A 4,039-nucleotide genomic window follows, 5' to 3' on the forward strand; every position below is an offset into this window, starting at 1 on the left:
TGATCACCGGCGCCATCGACGCCGCATGGACAGAGGAAGCATCAGCATGATCACCCTTGATGACATCATCGGGAAATCCGAACACAGCAGCCCATTATCGAGGCTGACATCCGTACCCGTTTTCTGGGTTGTTCTTGCAGCCGTCGCGGCATGCGTCGCACTTACACTGTTGACCGACACCTTTGCCACGCAGCGCAACATCTTCAACGTTTTGCGCAACTTTACCTTCGTGGCTATTATCGCGATCGGCATGACGGTGGTCATCGCATCCGGTGGGATCGACCTGTCTGTCGGGTCAACCGTGGTACTCTCTGCGATGGTGCTAAGCGTCCTTATGTCTGGCGGCTGGGGCTTTGCCGTAGCTGCCACGGTCGCCCTGATCGCGGCTCTGGCGGTGGGGGCGTTTAACGGTATTCTAATTGCCTACGCAGGCATGCCGCCCTTCGTTGTGACGCTTGGCACGCTGGCGGGCGCACGGTCGCTGGCCATGGTGCTGTCTGACAACAAGATGATCTGGGAATTCGGCCCCGACCACGACCTGCTTCTCTGGATCGGCGGCGGGTCGACCCTTGGCCTTCCGCATCCGACCTATGTGCTTGTCGCGCTTGCCATTATGACGGCCCTGATCTTGAAATGGTCCCGTTGGGGGCAGTATGTCTATGCCATCGGCAGCAATGAGCAGGCCGCGACCCTTAACGGCATTGCTGTGAAGCGACAGAAGGTCACGATCTACATGTTCTCGGCCCTGACCGCAGGTATGACGGGGATTTTGATGACAGGCTGGCTTGGGTCCGTGACCACAAATCTGGGCCAGGCAATGGAGTTGACAGTGATCGCCGCTGCTGTGATCGGCGGCGCCAATTTGGCTGGTGGAGAGGGCACCGCACTTGGTGCGGTCGTCGGTGCGTTACTTATAGAAGTTATCCGCAACTCTCTAATTCTGCTGGGTATATCGACATTCTGGCAAGGAATGTTCATAGGAACCTTCATCATCGTGGCAGTCGCATTTGATAGGTTCCGAAATTCAAGAATCTGACGAGATGCATGTGTAAGAAAGGCGGCGAATTGAACGAGAGTGCCAACACAAAGACACTGAAGCCGACGATGATGGACGTCGCTGCCAGGGCCGATGTATCGCAGGCTACGGTTTCGCTCATCCTCAACGGTAGCCCAGGGGCAAAGTTCAGCCAAGCAACCCGAAAGAAGGTATTCGATGCGGCGCAGGAACTGGGCTATCGCCTAGTTCAACGCGGTCCATGGCAAGGGACGCCGTCCACAAATCTGGTTGCTTTTGTCGTAGACGAAGTGGTCAGCGACCCATGGATGGCCCTCGCGTTTGAAGGTGCGCGCCAACGCGCCCTCGAGAGAGGTGTGTCGCTCATGCTTTCTGTGTGCGGCAGCGGTTTTCTGGAAGACGACGACTTGCGCCAGAAATACGAACAGATGCAGGTCATCGGCTATATTTGTGGCACGATCTTGACGCGGGAAATCACACCCAGCCCCTTTCTGATGAAGTCGCCGACGGTACTGGTCAATTGCTATGACCGTAAGCGGCGCCTGCCAAGCGTCTTGCCAGGGGACTTGGAAGGAGGTCGCACTGCCACACAATGCCTGATCAATTCCGGGCGCACGCGGATTGGATTCATCAACGGTCAGGACGGCATCGATGCCACAAGCGACCGATTGCGTGGGTATCGTCAGGCTTTGGCGAGCAACGACCTGACCTTTGATCCTGATCTTGTCTATGGCGGCAACTGGGAGCCGCAGTCCGGCTATGATGGCACCATGAAGCTTCTTGGCCTTCGTACCCCTCCGGATGCGATATTTTGCGCGAACGACATGATGGCGATTGGCTGCTACGAGGCTTTGAAATCATCGGGCCTGCGCATCCCCGAAGACATTGCCGTCGTCGGTTTTGACAACCGCGAAATCGCGCAGTACATGCGCCCTCCACTGACGACACTTGTCCTGCCGCATTATGAAATCGGCGCAACCGCTGTTGATCAGCTACTGGACATTGCCGCTGGCCTGACACCGCGCCACAGCCAGCTGAAAGTTGAGTGCGAATTGATCGAGCGCGACTCTGTCTGAGCGGGTCTGTTGCATAGTTGAGCCTTGCGCAGTGCTTGCCCCAGGGTTCTGAGGATCAGCCAGCCAGATTGAAAAGCTGCTTCATGAAACGGAATTCGCCTGTGACACCCGGATCCTTACCGAGGACATGACTGTGTTTGATCATCCGGATGGGCCTTGTTGCACGGGTCAGCTTTTGGTTGAGACCGCCCATACCCGTAGATTTGGTCAAGTGATGACCTCGAACTTTGCGTAGCCAAGCCTGGTCATTTTGTTGAGAATGTGGGTGTCAATCTTGGCTTCTGACTTTTGGTTGGGACAGCTGCGCGCTTTCAACTTTGGCCCGATGACTGCCGTCCAACGGCCCATTAAAGCGCCCCGCCTTTAATCTGAATCGCGGGGATTCCCACACGCATGATTTTGTGATTCATCCTGTTTGGGAGGATGGATCATGTCAGCACCTTTGCCATCAGCGCTTCGGGCGCGGTTTCAGCGATACATTGAGGAAGGGTTAAGCGGCCGCGCGGCAGCATTGTGCTTGAAGCTCTCGCCTGCCACGGGAGCGCGATGGGCGCTTGCGATCCGGCGGACGGGCCGGGCGGAGGCAGCTCCGCAGGGGCGGCCGAAAGGCAAAGGCAAGCTGGACCCATATCGGAGCTTCTTCGCTGAAATCATTGAGCAAGATGGTGACATCACGATACCCGAGCTGAGTGCAGCCCTTTTTGACGCAACGAGCGTTCAGGCGCACCCCAACGCCATCGGTAAGTTCCTTCGCAAATTGGGCTACACGTATAAAAAAAGTCACTGGTCGCCACCGAACGCCGCCGTGCCAAGGTAAGGCGGCAACGCGAGGATTGGTTCAAGCACCGCATTCCAGCCGTATCGAAGCACCCGGAACGCGTTGTCTTTATTGATGAAACCTCCGTCAAAACCAACCTGTCCCGCCAGCGTGGTTGGTCTCAGCGGGGCGCGCGACTGATCATGGACGCCCCCTTCGGCTCATGGGGCACCCAGACCTTCATAGCAGGCCTCAGCGCCGACGCGATGATCGCCCCCTGGGTGATCATAGGGGCCATGCCTCTCGTGACATTCGCTTTGCGAATGCACTGCCGGTAATAGATGGCTCGGCCTTCACCGCTTACGTTGAAAAGGTGTTGGTGCCGGAACTCTCCCCCGGAACCGTCGTCATCCTGGACAGCCTCGCCACACACAAGAATGCCGCTGCCGCCAAAGCCATGCGAAAAGCCGGATGCTGATTCTTGTTCTTGCCGCCATACAGCCCCGACCTGAACCCGATCGAGATGGCCTTCTCGAAGCTCAAAGCGCACCTGCGCAGGATCGGCGCACGATCCTTCACCGACATATTCAATGCTCTCTCGGAAATCTGCGACCTCTTCTCGCCGGAGGAGTGCTGGAACTACTTCAAGGCTGCCGGATGTGTCTCAGGTTAAAGGCCGGGTGCTTTAGTGTCCTGCGCGCTAACATCCGATTGATCATCCCGAAAGGCGACATGCCGACTGCCGTGGTGGCCTTTGCCTTTCGACATTCTTGCTGAACGAGCCTGAAGAAGCCTGAGCCAGATCAACCAGTTTCTCGGCAACGCTGCGCTGATCAGGCTATCTTTGGAAAAGGGGCGGCACCAGGTGGGCAGGTGCCGCCAGTTGGTCGCCCACAGGGAGGTGGTGGAGGACGAATTTTACACGAAAACTTGGGTGCGGGCTAAACCTCGGGTGAGGGAACTGATGTAAATAACTCGGTCGGTCTCACTCCAACTCGATCAACAGATCCTTCGCGTCGATTTGGGACGCCGCCTGCACATGCACCGCCTTGAACACCGCATCGCGTTCGGCGTGCAGGCCGGTTTCCATCTTCATCGCCTCGATGACCGCGAGCGTCTGGCCGGCCTGCACGGTCTGTCCGACCTCGACGGCCAGCGAAACCACCAGCCCGGGCATCGGGCAGAGAAGCT

At 57.4% G+C, this 4,039-nt stretch carries 3 protein-coding genes and 1 pseudogene; 3 read left to right on the forward strand and 1 reads right to left on the reverse strand.

All coding sequences use genetic code 11. From position 1 onward, the window contains the following. Positions 1 to 46 precede the first annotated feature (46 nt). The 3 genes and pseudogenes from ACTIEN_RS21885 to ACTIEN_RS21895 all read left to right on the forward strand — a co-directional run bounded on the left by ACTIEN_RS21885 (position 47) and on the right by ACTIEN_RS21895 (position 3,521). A complete protein-coding gene (locus ACTIEN_RS21885; RefSeq protein WP_439525264.1) occupies positions 47 to 1,036 on the forward strand; it encodes an ABC transporter permease in 990 nt (329 codons plus the stop codon). 8 nt (positions 1,037 to 1,044) lie between these two features. Next, positions 1,045 to 2,091 carry a LacI family DNA-binding transcriptional regulator gene (locus tag ACTIEN_RS21890; RefSeq protein ID WP_439525265.1) on the forward strand — a complete coding sequence of 349 codons (1,047 nt, stop codon included), beginning with the start codon at positions 1,045 to 1,047 and terminating at the stop codon, positions 2,089 to 2,091. A 430-nt stretch (positions 2,092 to 2,521) separates the two neighbouring features. Further along, positions 2,522 to 3,521: pseudogene (locus ACTIEN_RS21895) on the forward strand (IS630 family transposase). A gap of 312 nt (positions 3,522 to 3,833) precedes the next feature. Here the strand turns inward: ACTIEN_RS21895 and ACTIEN_RS21900 are convergent. Beyond that, a partial coding sequence (locus tag ACTIEN_RS21900; RefSeq protein WP_439525266.1) for a biotin/lipoyl-containing protein occupies positions 3,834 to 4,039 on the reverse strand: 206 nt, incomplete at its 5' end.

Origin of the sequence: Marivita sp. (genome assembly GCF_051859345.1) — a bacterium.
Classification (GTDB): domain Bacteria; phylum Pseudomonadota; class Alphaproteobacteria; order Rhodobacterales; family Rhodobacteraceae; genus Marivita.

Excerpts from the sequence above, each read along its gene's own strand:
- ACTIEN_RS21885 (WP_439525264.1), top strand. The coding sequence starts at position 47 with ATGATCACCCTTGATGACATCATCGGGAAATCCGAACACAGCAGCCCA.
- ACTIEN_RS21890 (WP_439525265.1), top strand. The coding sequence starts at position 1,045 with ATGTGTAAGAAAGGCGGCGAATTGAACGAGAGTGCCAACACAAAGACA.